This is a genomic window from Streptomyces sp. PKA51 (genome assembly GCF_057552455.1).
The window spans coordinates 1-19,034 of record NZ_BAAJPZ010000030.1; the positions used below are offsets into that span (position 1 = coordinate 1).

16 protein-coding genes are annotated in these 19,034 nt (G+C 72.7%); 6 read left to right on the forward strand and 10 right to left on the reverse strand.

The window, feature by feature from the left end:
• The 4 genes from AC27L3_RS27755 to AC27L3_RS27770 form a co-directional block, all read right to left on the reverse strand.
• A partial coding sequence (locus AC27L3_RS27755; protein ID WP_487236817.1) for a hypothetical protein occupies window positions 1-461 on the reverse strand: 461 nt, incomplete at its 3' end.
• A gap of 97 nt (window positions 462-558) precedes the next feature.
• The gene (locus AC27L3_RS27760) at window positions 559-1,404 is read right to left on the reverse strand and encodes a thioredoxin domain-containing protein (protein ID WP_487236818.1); all 846 of its coding nucleotides are present in this window, start codon (window positions 1,402-1,404) and stop codon (window positions 559-561) included.
• Between the two features lie 63 nt (window positions 1,405-1,467).
• A complete protein-coding gene (locus AC27L3_RS27765; protein WP_487236819.1) occupies window positions 1,468-2,109 on the reverse strand; it encodes a hypothetical protein in 642 nt (213 codons plus the stop codon).
• 46 nt (window positions 2,110-2,155) lie between these two features.
• Entirely contained in the window at window positions 2,156-3,481 is a 1,326-nt protein-coding gene (locus tag AC27L3_RS27770) for a DUF2252 domain-containing protein (RefSeq protein WP_487236820.1), read from the reverse strand.
• A 178-nt stretch (window positions 3,482-3,659) separates the two neighbouring features.
• On the opposite strand from AC27L3_RS27770, the gene dnaE reads away from it, so the two are divergent.
• Window positions 3,660-7,205 (forward strand): DNA polymerase III subunit alpha, encoded by a 3,546-nt coding sequence (gene dnaE / locus AC27L3_RS27775; RefSeq protein ID WP_487236821.1) that lies wholly within the window; start codon window positions 3,660-3,662, stop codon window positions 7,203-7,205.
• Between the two features lie 72 nt (window positions 7,206-7,277).
• Here dnaE and AC27L3_RS27780 read toward each other — a convergent pair whose 3' ends face one another.
• Window positions 7,278-7,451, reverse strand: a complete 174-nt coding sequence (locus AC27L3_RS27780; protein ID WP_487236822.1) for a hypothetical protein — start codon at window positions 7,449-7,451, stop codon at window positions 7,278-7,280.
• Window positions 7,452-7,716: 265 nt separating this feature from the next.
• On the opposite strand from AC27L3_RS27780, the gene AC27L3_RS27785 reads away from it, so the two are divergent.
• From AC27L3_RS27785 to AC27L3_RS27800, 4 genes are all read left to right on the forward strand, one after another.
• On the forward strand, window positions 7,717-8,967 hold the full coding sequence (locus tag AC27L3_RS27785) for an NYN domain-containing protein (protein WP_487236823.1): 1,251 nt from the start codon (window positions 7,717-7,719) through the stop codon (window positions 8,965-8,967).
• Window positions 8,968-9,218: 251 nt separating this feature from the next.
• On the forward strand, window positions 9,219-10,205 hold the full coding sequence (locus tag AC27L3_RS27790) for an ABC transporter ATP-binding protein (RefSeq protein ID WP_487236824.1): 987 nt from the start codon (window positions 9,219-9,221) through the stop codon (window positions 10,203-10,205).
• Between the two features lie 16 nt (window positions 10,206-10,221).
• Window positions 10,222-11,058: an ABC transporter permease gene (locus tag AC27L3_RS27795; RefSeq protein WP_487236825.1), complete on the forward strand. Its 837-nt coding sequence runs from the start codon at window positions 10,222-10,224 to the stop codon at window positions 11,056-11,058.
• A 59-nt stretch (window positions 11,059-11,117) separates the two neighbouring features.
• Window positions 11,118-11,759, forward strand: coding sequence for a hypothetical protein (locus tag AC27L3_RS27800; protein WP_487236826.1), 642 nt, complete (start codon window positions 11,118-11,120; stop codon window positions 11,757-11,759).
• 230 nt (window positions 11,760-11,989) lie between these two features.
• Here AC27L3_RS27800 and AC27L3_RS27805 read toward each other — a convergent pair whose 3' ends face one another.
• The gene (locus AC27L3_RS27805) at window positions 11,990-12,592 is read right to left on the reverse strand and encodes a dienelactone hydrolase family protein (RefSeq protein ID WP_487236827.1); all 603 of its coding nucleotides are present in this window, start codon (window positions 12,590-12,592) and stop codon (window positions 11,990-11,992) included.
• 101 nt (window positions 12,593-12,693) lie between these two features.
• On the opposite strand from AC27L3_RS27805, the gene AC27L3_RS27810 reads away from it, so the two are divergent.
• Window positions 12,694-13,797 (forward strand): mechanosensitive ion channel family protein, encoded by a 1,104-nt coding sequence (locus tag AC27L3_RS27810; RefSeq protein ID WP_487236828.1) that lies wholly within the window; start codon window positions 12,694-12,696, stop codon window positions 13,795-13,797.
• A 42-nt stretch (window positions 13,798-13,839) separates the two neighbouring features.
• On the opposite strand, the gene AC27L3_RS27815 is transcribed toward AC27L3_RS27810, so the two are convergent.
• The 4 genes from AC27L3_RS27815 to AC27L3_RS27830 form a co-directional block, all read right to left on the reverse strand.
• On the reverse strand, window positions 13,840-15,432 hold the full coding sequence (locus tag AC27L3_RS27815) for a Na+/H+ antiporter (protein WP_487236829.1): 1,593 nt from the start codon (window positions 15,430-15,432) through the stop codon (window positions 13,840-13,842).
• Window positions 15,433-15,520: 88 nt separating this feature from the next.
• Complete coding sequence (locus AC27L3_RS27820) at window positions 15,521-16,462, reverse strand: RluA family pseudouridine synthase (RefSeq protein WP_487236830.1); 942 nt, start codon at window positions 16,460-16,462, stop codon at window positions 15,521-15,523.
• A gap of 42 nt (window positions 16,463-16,504) precedes the next feature.
• Window positions 16,505-17,056: a signal peptidase II gene (lspA, locus tag AC27L3_RS27825; protein ID WP_487236831.1), complete on the reverse strand. Its 552-nt coding sequence runs from the start codon at window positions 17,054-17,056 to the stop codon at window positions 16,505-16,507.
• A 64-nt stretch (window positions 17,057-17,120) separates the two neighbouring features.
• On the reverse strand, window positions 17,121-18,743 hold the full coding sequence (locus AC27L3_RS27830; RefSeq protein ID WP_487236832.1) for a TraR/DksA family transcriptional regulator: 1,623 nt from the start codon (window positions 18,741-18,743) through the stop codon (window positions 17,121-17,123).
• Window positions 18,744-19,034: the final 291 nt, after the last annotated feature.

Here is a 19,034-nt window from a genome sequence, read left to right on the forward strand (position 1 = left end):
CCGGCCAGGGCGGCCTCGCCGCGGCGCAGCCAGGCGGCGGCGAGCAGGCCGGCGGCCAGGTGCGCGGCGAGCAGCAGCCAGGGGGCGGCGGTGCTCGCCGTGGGGACGGCCGGCGGGGCGCCCACGTCCCCGCCGCGGCAGACGAGGTCGACGCCCATGGAGTGCAGGGGGCCGGTGACCGGTCCGCCGGCGGGGCCGTAACAGGTGTGCTGGCCGCTGGTGAAGAGGGTGTCGGCGGCCAGTTCCAGGGGGACGAGCAGGGTGGCGATGGCCCCGTAGCCGCGTTCGCGGCCGGCCAGGGCCCAGGCCACGGCGAAGTACGCGGCCGCGACCACGCTGACGGTGGTCAGCGGCAGCGGCAGCCGGGAGAGCAGGACGTGGGAGGTGACGGAGAGGGTCAGGCACAGGGCGGTGAACACCCCCGCGCGCACCCCTCGCAACACCCCGCCCGTCCCCTCCATGCGGGCGAGTGTGCCACGGCGGCCACGGGCTGTCCCGGGCCGCCGTGTCACGTTCCGGCATCGATGGCCGTGCGGGATGCGCACGGCCGGCCGGGGGCTACTTCTTGATCTGCTCGGCGACCAGGGAGCTGAACTGGGCGGGGGTGTTGGGGGCGCCGTCGCCGTAAGGGGTCTTCACCGTCAGCTTCTTGCCGTCGAGCTTGATGGTGGGGGTGCCGGTGACGTCCTTGTGCTTGTCGAACTCGTCGGAGACGGTCAGCGCCCACTTGTCGTAGGTGCCTTCCTTGACGTCCTTCTCGAAGGCGGCGTTGCCCTTGAGGGCGGGGACCTGCCGGGCGACCTTCAGCAGGACGTCGTCCTTGGAGAAGTCGTCCTTGGTCTCCTCGGGGTGGTTGGCCTTGGCGTACAGGGCCTTGTTGTAGGCGCTGAAGGCCTCGGGGCTCACATTGAGGGCGGCGCCGAGCGCGCTGAGGGCGTTCTTCGAACCCGTGCCGCTGATCTGCGGGTTGCGGTCGAGGAAGGTCCCAATGTGGTACGAGACCTTGTAGGTGCCGTCCTTGACGTCCTTGTCGATGGTGTCGCCGACGTTCTGCTCGAAGGTGGAGCAGATCGGGCAGCGCATGTCCTGGTAGATCTCCAGGGTGTGGCCGGCGTCCTTCTTGCCGATGACGATCTCGGTGCCGTTGTCGCCGGCGGTGTTGGCGGGCTTGACCAGGGTCTTCTTGGCGGCCGAGGCCCATTCGCCGCTGTTGCCGCCGCCGCTGCCGTCGGAGGACTTGGCGACGAAGACGCCGATGCCGGCGGCTATGGCGAGGACGCCGACGACCGCGCCGCCGACGAGGAGCTGGCGGCGGGCCTTGTCCTTCTTCGCCTGGCGCTCGCGTTCGGCGCGCAGCCGCTCGCGGGCGGTCTGCTTGTTCTCCCAGCTGTTGCGGTTGCTCATGATGCTGCTTCTCCGTGGTGCGGGTGCGTGTAGTGGTCCGTCCGGTCGTGCCCGGGGCGTGGGTCAGCCGAGGGCGGGCAGGACCGGCGGACCGCGCCGGGAAGCACCGTGCAGGAGGGGCAGGAGCCGGGGCCGCCGCGGGTCGGGGCGGCGGCTGCCGCGGACGACCGGGCGGGCGCGCAGCCAGGCGGCCGCGGCGGCGGTCACCGCGACGGCCAGCAGCAGCGGGCGGAAGGCGGCGGCCGCGGCGGCGCGCAGCAGCCGGGCGACGGCCGCCTCGCCGCGCCGCAGCCACAGGGCGGCGAGCAGGCCGATGGCGACGTGCCCGGCCAGCACCAGCCAGGGGCCGGTGCCGGGGGCGGCGAGGCCGGCCAGCGGGCCGCCCATGCTGCCGCTGCACAGCCAGGTCAGCGCGCCGGGCCCGGCGTGCCCGGGGCGGCCGTAGCAGGTGTCCTGGCCTGCGGTGAACAGTGCGGCGGAGGCCAGCTGCAGTGGCACGAGCAGGGCCGCGATGCGCCAGTAGCCGCGCTCGGCGCCCGCCAGGGCGTAGGCGAGCGCGAAGACGCCGGCGAAGGCGCCGGCGAGGGCGGCCGGCGGCAGGGCACGGCCGGACAGCAGCACGTGGGAGGCGGCGGACAGCATGACGCACAGCGCTGTGAACAGCGCCGCACGCAGTGCCCGCGGCCGTGCCGCCGATATGTCCATGGTGCGAGAGTCTGTCATGCCCTGCGGCCGGCCCCAAAGCCCCCGGTTACAGGCCCGGGATCCGGCCGTTGCGGAAGAGGTCCACGAAGATCCGGTGGTCCTCGCGGGCCCGGGCGCCGTAGGTGTGGGCGAAGTCGGTGAGCAGCTGCGCGAAGCCGGCCTCGTCGGCGGCGATGACGGCATCGATGGCGCGCTCGGTGGAGAAGGGCACCAGCGAGTGGCCGCTGGTGTCGTCGGCGGCGGCGTGCATGGTGGCGGTGGCCCGGCCGAGGTCGGCGACGACGGCGGCCATCTGTGCGGGGTCGTCGATGTCGGACCAGTCGAGGTCGACGGCGTAGGGCGAGACCTCGGCGACCAGCTGACCGGCGCCGTCCAGCTCCGTCCAGCCCAGCCACGGGTCGGCGTGGGCCTGCAGGGCGCGCTGGGAGACCACCGTGCGGTGTCCCTCGTGCTCGAAGTAGGCGCGCACGGCGGGGTCGGTGATGTGCCGGGAGACAGCGGGGGTCTGCGCCTGCTTCATGTAGATGACGACATCGTTCTCCAGGGCGTCGCTGTTGCCCTCCAGGAGGATGTTGTACGAGGGCAGGCCGGCGCTGCCGATGCCGATGCCGCGGCGGCCGACGACGTCCTTGACGCGGTAGGAGTCGGGGCGGGCCAGGCTGGTGCCGGGCAGCGTCTCCAGGTAGCCGTCGAAGGCGGCGAGGATCTTGTAGCGGGTGGCGGCGTCGAGCGCTATCGAGCCGTCGCCGTCGAGGAAGCGGCGGTCGTGCTCGCGGATCTCGGTCATGGTCGCCAGCAGCCCGAAGCGGGTGCGGGCGCGGGCCTCGCGCAGGGCGGCCAGGAGGGGGCCCTCGGCGGTGTCGAGGGTGAACGGGGGGATCTCGTCATCCTTGGCGCCGGTGGCCAGGGCGTGGATGCGCTCGCGGTAGGCGGCGGCGTAGATCCCCACGAGCTCGGTGATGGTGTCGTCACTGAGCGCCTTGGCGTGGCCGAGCAGGGCGACCGAGGCGGCGAAGCGCTTGAGGTCCCAGGTGAAGGGGCCGACGTAGGCCTCGTCGAAGTCGTTGACGTTGAAGACGAGGCGGCCGCCCGCGTCCATGTAGGTGCCGAAGTTCTCGGCGTGGAGGTCGCCGTGGATCCACACGCGGGAGGTGCGGTCGTCCAGGTAGGGGCCGGCGTCCCGCTCGTGGGCGAGGTCGTTGTAGAAGAGGCAGGCCGTGCCCCGGTAGAAGGCGAAGGCGGAGGCGGCCATCTTCCGGAACTTGACGCGGAAGGCGGCCGGGTCGGCCGCCAGCAGTTCTCCGAACGCGGTGTCGAAGACGGCGAGGATCTCCTCGCCCCGCCGGGCGGCCCGGTCGTGCTCGAGCGCCATCGCTGGTCCTCCTGGTGCGGGTACCCCGGCGGGGGCCGGGGAGGGTCATGGGGCGGACGCATGTGCGCCCGCCGTTCAACGCGTGAGGCTACCGCCGCGTGCCCGCGGCTGTCGGTGGGGGCCGGTAACCTTCGAAGCTGTCCCGCCCGCTGCCTGCTCCCGCCGGAGGTCTTCCACCGTGGCCGACAAGCCGCCCTTCACGCACCTGCACGTCCACACCCAGTACTCCCTGCTGGACGGTGCCGCGCGGCTCAAGGACATGTTCAATGCCTGCAATGAGATGGGCATGACACACATCGCCATGTCCGACCACGGCAACCTCCACGGCGCGTACGACTTCTTCCACTCCGCCCAGAAGGCCGGGATCACCCCGATCATCGGCATCGAGGCGTATGTCGCCCCCGAGTCCCGGCGCAACAAGCGCCGCATCCAGTGGGGCCAGCCGCACCAGAAGCGCGACGACGTCTCCGGTTCGGGTGGTTACACCCACAAGACGATCTGGGCGGCCAACGCCACCGGCCTGCACAACCTCTTCCGGCTGTCCTCGGACGCCTACAAGGAGGGCTGGCTGACGAAGTGGCCCCGTATGGACAAGGAGACCATCAGCCAGTGGTCCGAGGGGCTGATCGCCTCCACCGGCTGCCCCTCCGGCGAGCTGCAGACCAGGCTGCGCCTCGGCCAGTTCGACGAGGCCCTGAAGTCCGCCTCCGAGTACCAGGACATCTTCGGCAAGGACCGGTACTTCCTGGAGCTGATGGACCACGGCATCGAGATCGAGCGCCGCGTCCGCGACGGTCTGCTGGAGATCGGCAAGAAGCTCGGCATCCCGCCCCTGGTCACCAACGACTCGCACTACACCTACGCGCACGAGGCCGAGGCCCACGACGCCCTGCTGTGCATCCAGACCGGCAAGAACCTCTCCGACCCGGACCGCTTCCGCTTCGACGGCTCGGGCTACTACCTGAAGTCCACGGAGGAGATGTACGCCATCGACTCCTCGGACGCCTGGCAGGAGGGCTGCGCCAACACCCGGCTGATCGCCGACCAGGTCGACACCGAGGGCATGTTCCAGTTCCGGAACCTGATGCCCAAGTTCGACATCCCCGAGGGCTACACCGAGGTCACCTGGTTCCGCGAGGAGACCATGCGGGGCATGCACCGCCGCTTCCCCGGCGGCATCCCCGAGGACCGCATGAAGCAGGTCGAGTACGAGATGGACACGATCATCTCGATGGGCTTCCCGGGCTACTTCCTCGTGGTCGCCGACTTCATCATGTGGGCCAAGAACCAGGGCATCGCCGTCGGTCCCGGCCGTGGCTCCGCGGCCGGCTCGATCGTCGCGTACGCCCTCGGCATCACCGACCTCGACCCCATCCCGCACGGTCTGATCTTCGAGCGGTTCCTCAACCCCGAGCGCATCTCGATGCCCGATGTCGACATCGACTTCGACGAGCGCCGGCGCGCCGAGGTGATCAGGTACGTCACCGAGAAGTACGGCCAGGACAAGGTCGCCATGATCGGCACCTACGGCACGATCAAGGCCAAGAACGCCATCAAGGACTCGGCCCGCGTCCTGGGCTACCCCTACGCCATGGGCGACCGCATCACCAAGGCGATGCCCGCCGACGTCCTCGGCAAGGGCATCCCGCTCTCCGGCATCCTGGACCCCCAGCACCCGCGCTACAGCGAGGCCGCCGAGGTCCGTGCGATGTACGAGAACGAGCCGGACGTCAAGAAGGTCATCGACACCGCACGCGGCGTCGAGGGCCTGGTGCGGCAGATGGGTGTGCACGCGGCCGGCGTGATCATGTCCAGCGAGACGATCACCGACCACGTCCCCGTCTGGGTCCGGCACACCGACGGCGTGACCATCACACAGTGGGACTACCCCAGCTGTGAGGCGCTCGGCCTGCTGAAGATGGACTTCCTGGGCCTGCGCAACCTGACGATCATGGACGACGCCGTCAAGATGGTGAAGGCCAACAAGGGCGTCGAGATCGACCTGCTGAGCCTGCCGCTCGACGACCCCACGACCTTCGAGCTGCTCCAGCGCGGCGACACCCTCGGCGTCTTCCAGTTCGACGGCGGCCCCATGCGCTCGCTGCTGCGGCTGATGAAGCCCGACAACTTCGAAGACATCTCCGCCGTGTCCGCGCTGTACCGCCCGGGCCCGATGGGCATGAACTCGCACACCAACTACGCCCTGCGCAAGAACGGCCAGCAGGAGATCACCCCGATCCACCCGGAGCTGGAGGAGCCGCTCAAGGAGGTCCTGGACGTCACCTACGGCCTGATCGTCTACCAGGAGCAGGTGCAGAAGGCCGCCCAGATCATCGCCGGGTACTCGCTGGGCGAGGCCGACATCCTCCGCCGCGTCATGGGCAAGAAGAAGCCCGAGGAGCTGGCGAAGAACTTCGTCCTCTTCCAGGAGGGCGCCCGCAAGAAGGGCTACTCCGACGAGGCCATCCAGGCGCTGTGGGACGTGCTGGTGCCCTTCGCCGGCTACGCCTTCAACAAGGCGCACTCCGCCGCGTACGGCCTGGTCTCCTACTGGACCGCCTACCTCAAGGCGAACTACCCCGCCGAGTACATGTCGGCCCTGCTCACCTCGGTGCGCGACGACAAGGACAAGTCGGCGGTCTACCTCAACGAGTGCCGGCGCATGGGCATCAAGGTGCTGCCGCCCAACGTCAACGAGTCCGAGGCCAACTTCGCGGCCCAGGGCGACGACGTGATCCTCTTCGGCCTGACCGCCGTGCGCAACGTCGGCCAGAACGTCGTCGACTCGATCATCCGCTGCCGCAAGTCCAAGGGGAAGTACGTCTCCTTCCCCGACTTCCTCGACAAGGTCGAGGCCGTCGTCTGCAACAAGCGCACCGTCGAATCGCTGATCAAGGCCGGCGCCTTCGACACCATGGGCCACACCCGCAAGGGCCTGACCGCGCACTACGAGCAGATGATCGACAACGTGGTGCAGGTCAAGCGCAAGGAGGCCGAGGGACAGTTCGACCTCTTCGGCGGCATGGGCGACGAGGGCACCGACGAGGGCGTGGGCTTCGGGCTGGACGTGGAGTTCTCCGACGTCGAGTGGGAGAAGTCCTACCTGCTCGCCCAGGAGCGGGAGATGCTCGGCCTCTACGTCTCCGACCACCCCCTCTTCGGCATCGAGCACGTCCTCAACGACAAGGCCGACGCCGCCATCGCCCAGCTCACCGGCGGCGAGCACGCCGACGGCGCGATCGTGACGATCGGCGGCATCATCTCCGGCCTGCAGCGCAAGATGACCAAGCAGGGCAACGCCTGGGCCATCGCCACCGTCGAGGACCTGGCGGGCTCCATCGACTGCATGTTCTTCCCCGCCACCTACCAGCTGGTCTCCACCCAGCTCGTCGAGGACGCCGTCGTCTTCGTCAAGGGCCGGCTCGACAAGCGCGAGGACATCCCCCGCCTGGTCGCCATGGAGCTGATGGTCCCCGACCTGTCCAACGCCGGCAGCAACGCCCCGGTGATCATCACCATTCCCACGGTCAAGGTCACCCCGCCGCTGGTGGAGCGGCTCGGCCAGGTGCTCACCCACCACAAGGGCTCCACCGAGGTGCGCATCAAGCTCCAGGGCGCCCGCAAGACCACCCTGCTGCGCCTGGACCGGCACCGGGTCACCCCCGACCCGGCGCTCTTCGGCGACCTCAAGCAGCTGCTCGGCCCGTCCTGCCTGGCCGGCTGAGCCGCACCCCGACGCCATGAGGGGCGCGCCCGTACGACACGGGCGCGCCCCTCAATCGCATCCAAGCGCCTGTCAGTTGTGACCGAACCGCCGCTGCTTGCCCTTCCGGGCCAGGTCCGCGGGGGTGACCTGGGACGCCCGGTGCTCGGACTGCGACTCGATCGAGGAGCTCCTGGCCTGCTGCGAGCCGCGTTCGGCCGCGCTCGATCGCTGCTGGCTCCGGTCCTGCTTCCTGTTCTTGGCCATGCCGCTCTGCCTCCGGATCACGGGTGTCGCCCCCTCGCGCCCACCCTCGCACGCACCGCCGAACGGCGCATTTCGGGCAATAACCGTGAGTGACCGGCGCGTCCGTCACCCCATGCGCGTATCCGCCACGCCGAAGATCCAGTTCGGGCTGATAACCCCCGCGCGGTCGGGCAGACTCCTGGGAAAGCCAGGAGGCCGGGGCACGACGGTGCCGGGGGGCGACCGCACTTCTGAACTCGAATGCCGCAAGGAAAGAGGGTGGAACGTGGACCGCTGCGTCGTCCTGGTGGACGCCGGGTATCTGCTGGGCGCCGCCGCGAGCCTGCTGGCCGGCGAACCCGCGCGCTCCCGCATCACCGTCGACCACACGACCCTCATCCAGGGCCTGCGCGAGCGCGCCGAGGCCGACACCCAGCGGCCACTGCTGCGCATCTACTGGTTCGACGGCGCCCCCGACCGCGTCCCCCAACCCGAACACCGCCGGCTGCGGGTGATGTCCCGGGTCACCGTGCGGCTGGGCGCCCTGACCCGCAGCGACGGCCGCTGGGCGCAGAAGGGCGTCGACGCGGCCATGCACGCCGAACTCACCGAACTCGCCCGCAACCGCGCCTGCTCCGACATCGTGCTGGTCACCGGTGACGGCGACCTGCTGCCGGGACTGATGGCCGCCAAGGAACACGGCGTCGCCGTCCACCTGTGGGCCGTCCAGGCCGCCGACGGCGACTACAACCAGTCCGAGGACCTGGTCGCCGAGGCCGACGAACGGCGGGTGCTCGACCGCACCTGGATCACCCGGGCCGTCCGCCCCAAGGAGCTGACGGGGCCCTGCGCGCCGCCGCCCGTGCCGCGTCCGGAGATCGCGGCGATCCTCGCCGCGCCGCTGCCCGAGACCGCCTCCTCCTCGGGCCCGCCGGACGACGCCGCCGAGAACGAGCGGCCGGCCGCCGAGCGCAACGGCTCGCGCCCGGCGACCGCGCCGTCCGCCGCGCGCGGAGTGCCCACGCCGAAGGATCTCGCGGGCCTCGGCCGCGGCCCGGCGAACGGCAACGGCAACGGCGCTGCGAACGGCAGCACTCCGGTGGTGACCCCCACCGCCACCCTGCGCTGGTCCTCCGACAAGGGGCTTGTGGACCGCGGCGGCAACGGCCAGGCCGAGTCCCCCGAGACCGCCGCCCTGCCGACCCTGGCCCTGCTCACCAGCGCCGAACAGCGGTGGGCGGACCGCGAGGAGGACATCACCACCGTCGGCGGCGACCCCTTCGAAGTCGGCCAGGTCTTCGCCCGGCGGTGGGCGGAGCGGCTCACGGACCCGCTGCACCTGCAGCATCTGTCCACCGAGTACCCGCGCATCCCGCACCGCATCGACGGCGAGCTGCTGCGGTACGCGGCGCGGTTCGGGCTGCTGGCGCACAAGGACGACCAGATCGACGAGCGCGACCGCTATGCGATCCGCGCCGGCTTCTGGCGCGAGATCGACACCCGCACCGCCGCGGAACACGCCCCGGCGACCGACTGAGCGCCCGCGCGAACGCGGTACCACGGCGCCCCCTCAGGGGCGCGGGGAACTGCGCGACAAGCCACGACGCACCCGCAGACGGGGTGCCGTGCTTCGCCCGGGCCTCGGGGTGGCGCCTTCGGCTGCGGGCCGTCGGTGGCCGATCGCGCAGTTCCCCGCGCCCCTACGGGGCGCACCGCACGGTCCGCCGGACAGGCGCTAGGCGCCCCTGCGGCGAGTCGGTGCCGGTGGGGCGCGTACCCTCATTGGTCGTGAGAACGGAGCGAGCCGCAGGCGACCTGGCGTGCACCGTACGCGGCCTCGTCAAGACGTACCCCACCGCGCGCGGCGGCAGCCGCGTACGCGCCACCGACGGCGTCGACCTCGACGTCCGCCGCGGTGAGATCTTCGGGCTGCTGGGCCCCAACGGCGCCGGCAAGACCACGCTGGTGCGCCAGCTGACCGGCCTGCTGCGCCCCGACGAGGGGACGATCGACCTCCTGGGGCACGACCTGGTGCGCCACCCCGAGCGGGCGGCGCGCCTGATCGGGTACCTGGGGCAGTCCTCCACCGCCCTGGACGAACTGACCGTCGCGCTGGCCGCCGAGACCACGGGCCGGCTGCGCGGGCTGTCACTGCGCGCCGCCCGCGCCGAGCGCGACGAGGTCCTCGACGAGCTGGGGCTGGCCGCGATCGCCGCCCGCCCGCTGAAGAAGCTCTCCGGCGGGCAGCGGCGCCTGGCCTGTTTCGCGGCGGCCCTGGTGGGCGAGCGAGCGCTGCTCGTCCTGGACGAGCCCACCACCGGCATGGACCCGGTGGCCCGGCGCGCGGTGTGGTCGGCCGTGGACCGGCGGCGTGCCGAGCGCGGCACCACGGTGCTGCTGGTGACCCACAATGTGATCGAGGCGGAGACGGTCCTCGACCGTGTCGCCGTGCTGGACGAGGGGCGCATCATCGCCTGCGACACCCCGGCCGGGCTCAAGCAGCTGGTCGGCGACGAGGTCCGGGTGGACCTGGTCTGGCGGGCCGAGCCGCCGCTGGAGGTGCCGGAGGTGGCGGCGCTGCGCGAGGCGGCGCAGGAGACCGGCCGCCGCTGGTCGCTGCGGCTGGCCCCGGCGGACGCCCGTGCGGCCGTGGCCGCGGTCACCGGTGGCCCGGCCTTCGCCGCGCTGGACGACTTCACGCTCGCCACGCCGAGCCTGGAGGACGTCTACCTGGCGCTGGGCGGCGACCGTTCGCAGGGGCTGGTGAAGGGATGAAGAGGAGCTGTCGCCGTTGAGTGCCGTGTCCGCCGAGGCGGTGTCCGGTCGGGTCCGGGTCCAGGGCGAGGGCCGGCCGCGGCCCGAGGGCGAGGCGGCCTTCCCGCTGGCGCCCGCCGCGCGCCTGCTGCCCGCGCTGGCCGCGGTCTACCGCGCCCAGCTCTCGCGGGCCCGGGTCGCCCGGATCCCGCTGCTGTTCGTGGCGACCTTCCAGTCGGTCGGGATCATGGTCCTGATGCGCGGGGTCGTCGACGGCGGCGACGCGGCACGGGCGGTGGTGGCCGGCTCCAGCGTGCTGGTCGTGGCGTTCGTGGCCCTGAACCTGCTCGCCCAGTACTTCGGCCAGCTGCGCGCGAGCGGCGGCCTGGACCACTACGCGACGCTGCCCGTGCCGCCCGCCGCGGTGGTGCTGGGCGCGGCGGGCGCGTACGCGTCGTTCACCGTGCCCGGCACCGTGGTGACGGCGGTGGTGGGCAGCGTGCTGTTCGGGCTGCCGCTGGGGCACCTGTGGGTGCTGGCGGCGGTGATCCCGCTGTCGGGCGCGGCCCTGTCCGGACTGGGCGCGGCCCTGGGCCTGCTGGCGCCGCGCCAGGAGCTGGCGACGCTGTGCGGCCAGCTGGGCATGTCGGCGGCGCTGCTGCTGGGCGTGCTGCCGGCCGCCCACCTGCCGGCCCCCATCGCCTACGCCCGTGACCTGCTGCCGTCGACGTACGGCGTGGAGGCGCTGGCGCACAGCTTCGACGCGCGCCCCGACTGGCTGCTGATCGCCGTCGACCTGGGGGTGTGCGCGGGCGTCGGCGTGCTGTCGCTGGCCGTGGCCACCTGGGCCTACCGGCGGGCGGCGGTGCGGTGACGCGCCGCGAGGACCCTCCTGCCGGTGGAGCCGGCGCCGGGGCCTGGCACGATGGCCGTGTGAGCGCACCACTGACCCCTCCGGGCGACCCCTCCGCCGGTCACGACCGGGCACCGGAGCCCGCCCCCGCGTCCCCGCCGGTCCCGCCGGCCCCGCACGACGACGCCGCCCGCGAGGCCGCCCGGGCCGAGGCCCGGGCCGAGCTGCGGACGGCGGCGGTCGTGCTGGCGGCGGTGACGGTCTGCGGTGTGCTGCTGGGTCTGCTGTGGGTGTGGCTGGCGCCGCGCGTGCCGCTGATCTCCGACGGCAAGGCCGTGTACCTGAGGAACACCGAGGGCGAGCAGGCGATCGGCGCGGACGGCTGGTTCGGGCTGCTCGGCGTGGGCTTCGGCGCGCTCAGCGCCGCGGCGGTGGTGTGGGTGCGGCGAGTGGGCGGCATCGCGGTCGTGGTCGCGCTCGCGGTCGGCTCGCTGCTGGCCTCGCTGATCGGCTGGCGGCTGGGCGTGTGGCTGGGCCCCGCGCAGGACGTGGTCGCCCACGCGAAGGCCGTGGGCAAGGGCGTGGTCTTCGACGCCCCGCTGAAGCTGGCGGCCAAGGGCATGCTGCTGGCCTGGCCGCTGGCGGCGATGGCCGTGCACCTGGGGCTGACGGCGCTGTTCGCGCCGAAGGACCCGGAGCCGCTGGAACTGCCGCCCAGCTGACCTTCGTCACGGCGCCCCGCCAGGGGCGCGGGGCGGTGCGTCGACTGCGGGCCGTCGGTGGCCGATCGCGCAGTTCCCCGCGCCCCTGACGGGGCACTGCACCAGCCACGGCGCCCCTTAGGGGCGCGGGGAACTGCGCGACAAGCCACGACGCACCCGCAGACGGGCTGCCGTGTCGCGCCCAAGCGGCGGCAACCGCAGATCGGCACCGCCCTGCGCCCCTTACGCGCTCAACCCTTCAGTTCCGCCAGGAAGCCCAGGGCGACCCGCCACGCGTCCTCGGCCGCCTCGGCGTCGTAGTCGGGCAGGTCGGGGTCGGTGAACAGGTGGCCCGCACCCGGGTAGCGGTGGACCTCCACGTCGGCGCCGGCCCGCTGCATGCGCAGGTACCAGGCGTTGAGCCAGTCGTGCGGCTCGAACGGGTCGGGGTCGGCCACGTGCAGCTGCACGGGCAGGTCGTCCACCGAGGCGTCCTCCGGCAGGTCGGAGGTGCCGTGCAGGAGCAGCAGGCCGCGGGCCCGCTCGTCGCCGAGGGCCAGGTTCTGCGCGATCGAGCCGCCGAGCGAGAAGCCGGCGTAGACCAGGCCGCGGGCCGAGAGCGGGGCGGCCGCCCGGACGGCGCGGCGCAGCAGTTCCTCCCGGCCGATCTCGTCCTTGATCTCCATGCCGTCCTCGACGGTGTCGGCGGTGCGGCCCTCGTAGAGGTCCGGTACGTGCACCTCGTACCCGGCGGCGCGCAGCCGGTCCGCCGCGGCGTGTACGGCCGGGCGCGGACCGTAGGCCGAATGGAAGAGCAGGATCGTGGTAGGGGAGTCCTGGTCCGAGGTTGTCACGTGGTCACTTCCTTAACTGCTGGATCGCGTGTCCCCATCGTGCCAGTTACGGTCGTGGCAGGGACGCGCCCCGGCAGGTCGCCGGAAGGAGCTGAAGGCCCATGGAGGACGTGCTGCGTCCCCTCGCGGTCGTCGGCGGCGCGCTGTTCGTCACGCTCGTCGTCGGCTGGATCGCCGACCAGATCGTCCGCCGGATCGCCGAGCGGCACCCCGAGGATGCGCTGTGGCCGTTGCTGCGCCGCTGCCGCATGCCGCTGCGGCTGGTGCTGTGCGCGGCGCTGCTGCGCGGCGGCTACACCTCGCTGCGCATGCCCGCCTACCGGGAGACCGTGGTGGGCCAGGTGCTGACGCTGGTGCTGATCGGCGCCTGCGCATGGCTGGCGGCGCGGCTGGCCACGGCGGTGGTCGAGGCGGGGTACGCGCGGTACGCGGCCGGGGCGCGGGACGCGGCGCGCATGCGCCGGGTACGCACGCAGGTCACCTTGATCCGCCGTGTCGTCACGGCGGTGGTGGGCGTGGTGGCGGTCGCGGCGATGCTGCTGACCTTCCCCGGCATGCGGGCGGTGGGCACCTCGATGCTGGCCTCGGCCGGCCTGATCGGCATCGTGGCCGGTGTGGCCGCGCAGTCCACGCTCGGCAACCTCTTCGCGGGGCTGCAGATCGCCTTCGGCGACATGGTGCGCATAGGCGACACCGTCGTGGTGGGCGGCGAGTGGGGCACCGTCGAGGAGATCACGCTGACCTATCTGGTCGTCACGACCTGGGACGAGCGCCGGATCACCATGCCGGTGTCGTACTTCACGGGCCGGCCCTTCGAGAACTGGTCGCGCGGCAATCCGCGGATGACCGGCACGGTCTACCTGCACCTGGACCATGCGGCCCCCATCGACCTGATGCGCGAGCACCTGCACCGGCTGCTCAAGGGCGTGCCCGAGTGGGACGGGCGGGCCTGGAGCCTGGTGATCACCGACACGACGCCGTCGACCATCCAGGTACGGGCCCTGGTGACGGCCAAGGACCCCGACGACGTGTGGACGCTGCGCTGCGTGGTGCGCGAGGAACTGGTGGCGTGGCTGCGCCGCGAGCATCCCTACGCGCTGCCGCGCATCAACACCGCGCCCGCCCCCGGTCTCGAGGACGCGCCCGACCGCCGGCAGGCCCCGCCCACCTCGGGCGACATCGGGCCGGGCCCGGGCACGACCTGAGACGGCCCGCGGCGGCCCGAGGCAGACCGAGGCGGCCGCCCCTCAGATGCCGCGCAGGGTCCGCTCGTCCAGGTGCCGCAGCACCCGGTCGACGACCTCCGGGTCCATGCCCGTCTCGCTGCGGGCGGCGATGACCTCGCGCCGGGCCGCCGAGAGCAGCTCGGCCTGCACCCGGTGCAGCGTGCGCAGCCGGGCGACGCGCTGCGCCTGCGCCTCGCGGCGCTCCTCGTCGACCATGTCGGGGCTGATGCGCGCGCCGATGTCGTAGGCCCGCCGGCCGAGCGCCTCCATCATGTCCTCGGAGAGGTCCTCGGCCTCGACGATCTCCATCAGCCGGTGCCGGGCCGCCTTCGCCGCCCGGGCGGCCAGCTGCCGCTCCAGCTCCCGGCTGGCGTCGGTGTCCTCGCTGACCCCGAGCATCCTCACCAGCCGCGGCAGGGTCAGGCCCTGGACGACGAGGGTGACGATGATGACCGCGAACGCGATGAAGAGGATCTCCGAGCGGGCCGGGAAGGCGGATTTGTCCTGCTTGGTCAGCGGGATGGCCAGGGCCAGGGCGACGGTCGCCACCCCGCGCATGCCGGACCACCAGGCCACGACCGTCTCGCGCCAGCTGACCAGGATCTCCTCGTCGACGTCCCGGCGCTTGTGCAGCTTCTTCGTCAGCCAGGCGGCGGGCAGCAGCCACATCAGCCGTACGCCCACGACCACCGCGACCACGCTGCCGCCGATGGCCAGCATCTCGCCCCAGCGGCCGGAGGCCGTACTGACGGCGTTGTGCAGTTCCAGGCCGACGAGGCCGAAGGCGACACCCGTGACGAGGGTGTCGACGACCTCCCAGAAGGTGTGCCCGGCCAGCCGGCCCAGCACGTCGTCGGGGTCGTGCGTGTACTCGGCCAGGTACAGGGCGGTGGTCAGCACGGCCAGGACGCCCGAGCCCTTGAGCTCCTCGGCCAGGACGTAGGAGACGAACGGCACCAGCAGGGTCAGGCCGATCTGCAGGGTGGCGTCGCCCAGGACGGTCATCAGCCGCCGCGCGGCCCAGCCCAGGGCCAGGCCGACGGCGACGGCCACCACCGCCGAGAGCACCAGCGCGCCGATGGCCTGCGGTACCGAGAAGGTGCCGCTGACGGCCGCGGCGATGGCCACGTGGTAGAGCACGATGGCCGTGACGTCGTTGAAGAGGCCCTCGCCCTCCAGGATGGACACCAGGCGGCGCGGCAGGCCCAGCTCGCCGGCGACGGAGGTGACGGCGACCGGGTCCGGGGGCGCCACCAGCGCGCCCAGGGCCACGGCGGCGGCGACGGAGATGCCGGGCACGATCACATTGGCCACGGCGGCGACGGCCGCGGTCGTGACGAAGACCAGCGCGACCGCCAGCAGGAAGATCGGCCGCTTGTTGGCCGCGAACTGCCGCCACGAGGTGCGCTGGGCGGTGGCGTACAGCAGGGGCGGGAGCACCAGCGGGAGGATGTACTCCGGCGGGATGTCCACGTTCGGCACGAACGGCAGCAGGGCCAGGACGATCCCGCCGATCGTCATCAGGACCGGGGACGGCACTCCCAGCCGGTCCCCCAGCGGCACCGTGACCAGCGCGCCGAGCAGGAGGACGAACAGCAGGGCGAGCTGGTCCACGGATGCCCTCCGGGCGGGTCGGTGCGATCGAACAGACCTCCTCCAGCCTGCCTCAACCGCGCCCCGCCCGCCCCACGGGCCCCTGACGCTATGCGCTCTCGGCGCGCACCCTGTCCAAGGCGTACTGCAGGTCGTCCGGGTAGGCGCTCTCGAACTCCACCCAGCGGCCGTCCGAGGGGTGCTCGAAGCCCAGCCGCACCGCGTGCAGCCACTGGCGGGTCAGCTTCAGGCGCTTGGCCATCGTCGGGTCCGCGCCGTAGGTCAGGTCGCCGACGCACGGGTGACGGTGCGCGGACATGTGCACCCGGATCTGGTGGGTGCGGCCCGTCTCCAGCTTGATGTCCAGCAGGCTGGCCGCCCGGAACGCCTCGATCAGGTCGTAGTGGGTGACCGACGGCTTGCCGTCGGCGATGACCGCCCACTTGTAGTCGTGGTGCGGGTGACGGCCGATCGGCGCGTCGATCGTGCCGCTCATCGGGTCCGGGTGGCCCTGCACCAGCGCGTGGTAGCGCTTGTCGACCGTACGCTCGCGGAACTGCTGCTTCAGCAGGGAGTACGCCCGCTCGGACTTGGCCACCACCATCAGGCCGGACGTGCCCACGTCCAGGCGGTGCACGATGCCCTGGCGCTCCGCGGCACCCGAGGTGGAGATGCGGTAGCCCGCCGCGGCCAGCCCCCCGATGACCGTCGGGCCCGTCCAGCCCGGGCTGGGGTGCGCGGCCACGCCCACCGGCTTGACGATCACGACGATGTCGTCGTCGTCATGGACGATCTCCATGCCCTCCACGGGCTCGGCGACCACCTGCACCGGCGCCGGCGGCGCCGGCATCTCGACCTCCAGCCAGGCACCCCCGGTCACCCGGTCGGACTTCCCCGCCACCGCCCCGTCCACCTGGACCTTGCCCGCGGCGGCCAGCTCGGCGGCCTTGGTGCGGGAAAAGCCGAACATTCGGGCGATCGCGGCGTCGACGCGCTCGCCCTCCAGGCCATCGGGTACGGGGAGGGCGCGGGTCTCGGGAATCGTGCTCACCCGTCGAGTATGACGGACGGGCGCACGGCGCCCGTCCCGGGCTCAGTCGTTGTGGACGGTGCCGTCCGGGTCCAGGCCCCGGAACGACAGGATCACGATGAGGATCCCGCCGCAGACGATCGCCGAATCCGCGAGGTTGAAGACCGCGAAGTGCGCGGGCGCGATGAAGTCCACCACGCCGCCCTCGAAACCGCCCGGCGAACGGAACAGCCGGTCGGTGAGATTGCCCAGCGCCCCGCCGAGCAGCAGCCCCAGCGCGACCGCCCACGGCAGGCTGTACAGCTTGCGGGCGATCCGGGCGATCGCCACGATCACCGCCGCGGCGATGACCGTGAAGACGATGGTCATCGCCTCGCCGATGCCGAACGCCGCACCCCGGTTGCGGATCACCTCCAGCTGCAGCCACGTGCCGATCACCCGGATCGGATCGTGGTGCTCCAGATGGGCCACCACCAGCAGCTTGCTGCCCAGATCCAGCAGATAGGCCAGGGCGGCCACGACCAGCAGCACCGCGATCCGCCGCCGGCCCCTGGGCCCGGCCTCCCCGCCGGCCGCCGCCTCGGTGGGCCGTCCGGTCTGTTCCGCCTCAGTCACGTGAGTCCCTGGAGTGTCGTCCTGCTGACTGAGGACGAGGGTACGGCACGCGCCGGGGCGCCGGTCAGCGGCGTTCCTGCCGCTGCTTGCACTCCACGCACAACGTGGCCCGCGGGAACGCCTGCATCCGCGCCTTGCCGATCGGATTGCCGCAGTTCTCGCACCGGCCGTACGTACCGGCCTCCAGCCGCTCCAGCGCCCGCTCCGTCTGCACCAGCATCTCGCGGGCGTTCGCCGCCAGGGCCAGTTCGTGCTCCCGGGTGATGTTCTTCGTCCCCGTGTCCGCCTGATCGTCGCCCGCCCCGTCACCGGAATCCCGCATCAGACCGCTGATCGCCGCCTCCGACGCCTCGATCTCCGACCGCAACCGCAGCATCTCCTCCGACAGGAGCGTCCGGGCCTCCGCCACCTCCGCCGGCGACCAGGGCTCCTCCCCCGGCCGCACCACGAGCTCCCCCGGCGCCACCGCCCGGGCCCCCGGAACCTTCGCACCCATGGTCTTCTTCGCAGCCACCGTCCTGGCTCCCGTCTGTTCAGCGGGCACCGCCGTCGCCGCCGGTGCGGACTCCTCGGCCGCAGCGGCCGGGGCGGCCGGGGCCTTCTTCACCACGGAACCCCCACGGGCCCGCGCGGTGCCCTCGGCGGCCTGCGCCTCGGTCACCGTGGCAGTCTTCCCCGCAACGGCCGACTTCCCCGCCCCCGCCCCCTTTTTGGCCGATGCGACGCTCTCCCCGTGCCCAGCCACCCCCTCCGCCCCGGCGGTGCCGCCGCCCGCACCGGGCGGCACCTCCTCGGCGGGGCCCGCCGCCCGGCCGGCTGCGGCCTTCTTGCCGGCCCGCGCACCCGTGGCGGCGGCCGCGTGGGCCTGCGGCGCGGCAGAGCCGACGGCCTTCTTGCCGGGCGCAGCCTTCTTGGCCGCCGCGGCCTTGGCGCCGCCTGCCGCCGGGGCGGCGTTTTCAGGCTGCTCGGCCGCCTTCTTGACCGCCGCCTTCTTGCCGGGCGCGGCAGCCTTGGCGGCCGTCTTCTTGGCGCCGCCCGCCGCCGGTGCCGCGCTTTCGGACGGCGCGGCTGCCTTCTTGCCCGGCGGGACCTTCTTGGCCGCCGTCTTCTTCGCGGGCGGGGCCGCCGCCGAACCGGCCGTCTTCTTGCCGGGCACGGCCTTCTTGGCCACCGCCTTCTTCGCGGGCGGGGCCGCCGGTGCCTCGGCTCCCGCTGCGGCCTTCTTCGCGGGGGCGGCCTTGGCCGCCGTCCTCTTCGCCGCGGGCGCCTTCTTGGCGCCACCCTTTGCGGCTGCCGCGCCTCCGGACGGCGCGACCGCCGCCTTCTTGCCGGGCACGGCCTTCTTCGCCGCCGCCTTCTTGGCCACCGCCTTCTTCGCGGGTGCCGCGTCGGCCTGCGGCGCAGCCGGACCGGCCGCCTTCTTGCCAGGCGCGGCCTTCTTGGTCGCCGGTGCCGCGGCTCGCTTTGCGGCCGGGCCGGTCGTCTTCTTCCCGCCTCCGGATGGTGCGGGCGTCGTCTTCCCGGCCGCCTTGGTGGCCCTCGCGGGGGCGGCCTTGGCCGTCGCCTTCTTCCCGCCTCCGGACGGTGCGGCCGTCGTTTTCTTCCCGGCCGCCTTGGCGGCCGTCGTCTTCTTCCCGGCGGCGGCCGGAGGCGCAGCCGACTTGCGCGTCGTCGACTTTTCCGCCATGCCGCTACCCCTTCACATTTTATGATCTTGCGCGCAAATCGTGCGGGAACGATAAATCGGCGCACGGCATGCGGCAACGGGGCACGCCGGTCCGGGGGCGTGCGCCCCGCCTCCGGCCCTCAAATGGGTCGGCCGCCCAGGCGTGCGCCCCGTACACTGGGCGCAGCGAAAGGCGTCGATGGGACCAGTAGCGCCGCACGCAGCCAGCAGCGAGCCGGGGACGGTGGGAGCCCGGAGGTGTGCGCGGTCGTGAAGATCAGCCCGGAGCCGCCGGAGGAACACCCCGTGCGG

What these genes read in the sequence shown, in the direction of transcription:
- AC27L3_RS27780 (WP_487236822.1), bottom strand. Translation starts at nt 7,451, where the DNA reads ATGGCCAAGAACAGGAAGCAGGACCGGAGCCAGCAGCGATCGAGCGCG.
- AC27L3_RS27830 (WP_487236832.1), bottom strand. Translation starts at nt 18,743, where the DNA reads ATGGCGGAAAAGTCGACGACGCGCAAGTCGGCTGCGCCTCCGGCCGCC.
- AC27L3_RS27760 (WP_487236818.1), bottom strand. Translation starts at nt 1,404, where the DNA reads ATGAGCAACCGCAACAGCTGGGAGAACAAGCAGACCGCCCGCGAGCGG.
- AC27L3_RS27810 (WP_487236828.1), top strand. Translation starts at nt 12,694, where the DNA reads ATGGAGGACGTGCTGCGTCCCCTCGCGGTCGTCGGCGGCGCGCTGTTC.
- AC27L3_RS27770 (WP_487236820.1), bottom strand. Translation starts at nt 3,481, where the DNA reads ATGGCGCTCGAGCACGACCGGGCCGCCCGGCGGGGCGAGGAGATCCTC.
- AC27L3_RS27765 (WP_487236819.1), bottom strand. Translation starts at nt 2,109, where the DNA reads ATGGACATATCGGCGGCACGGCCGCGGGCACTGCGTGCGGCGCTGTTC.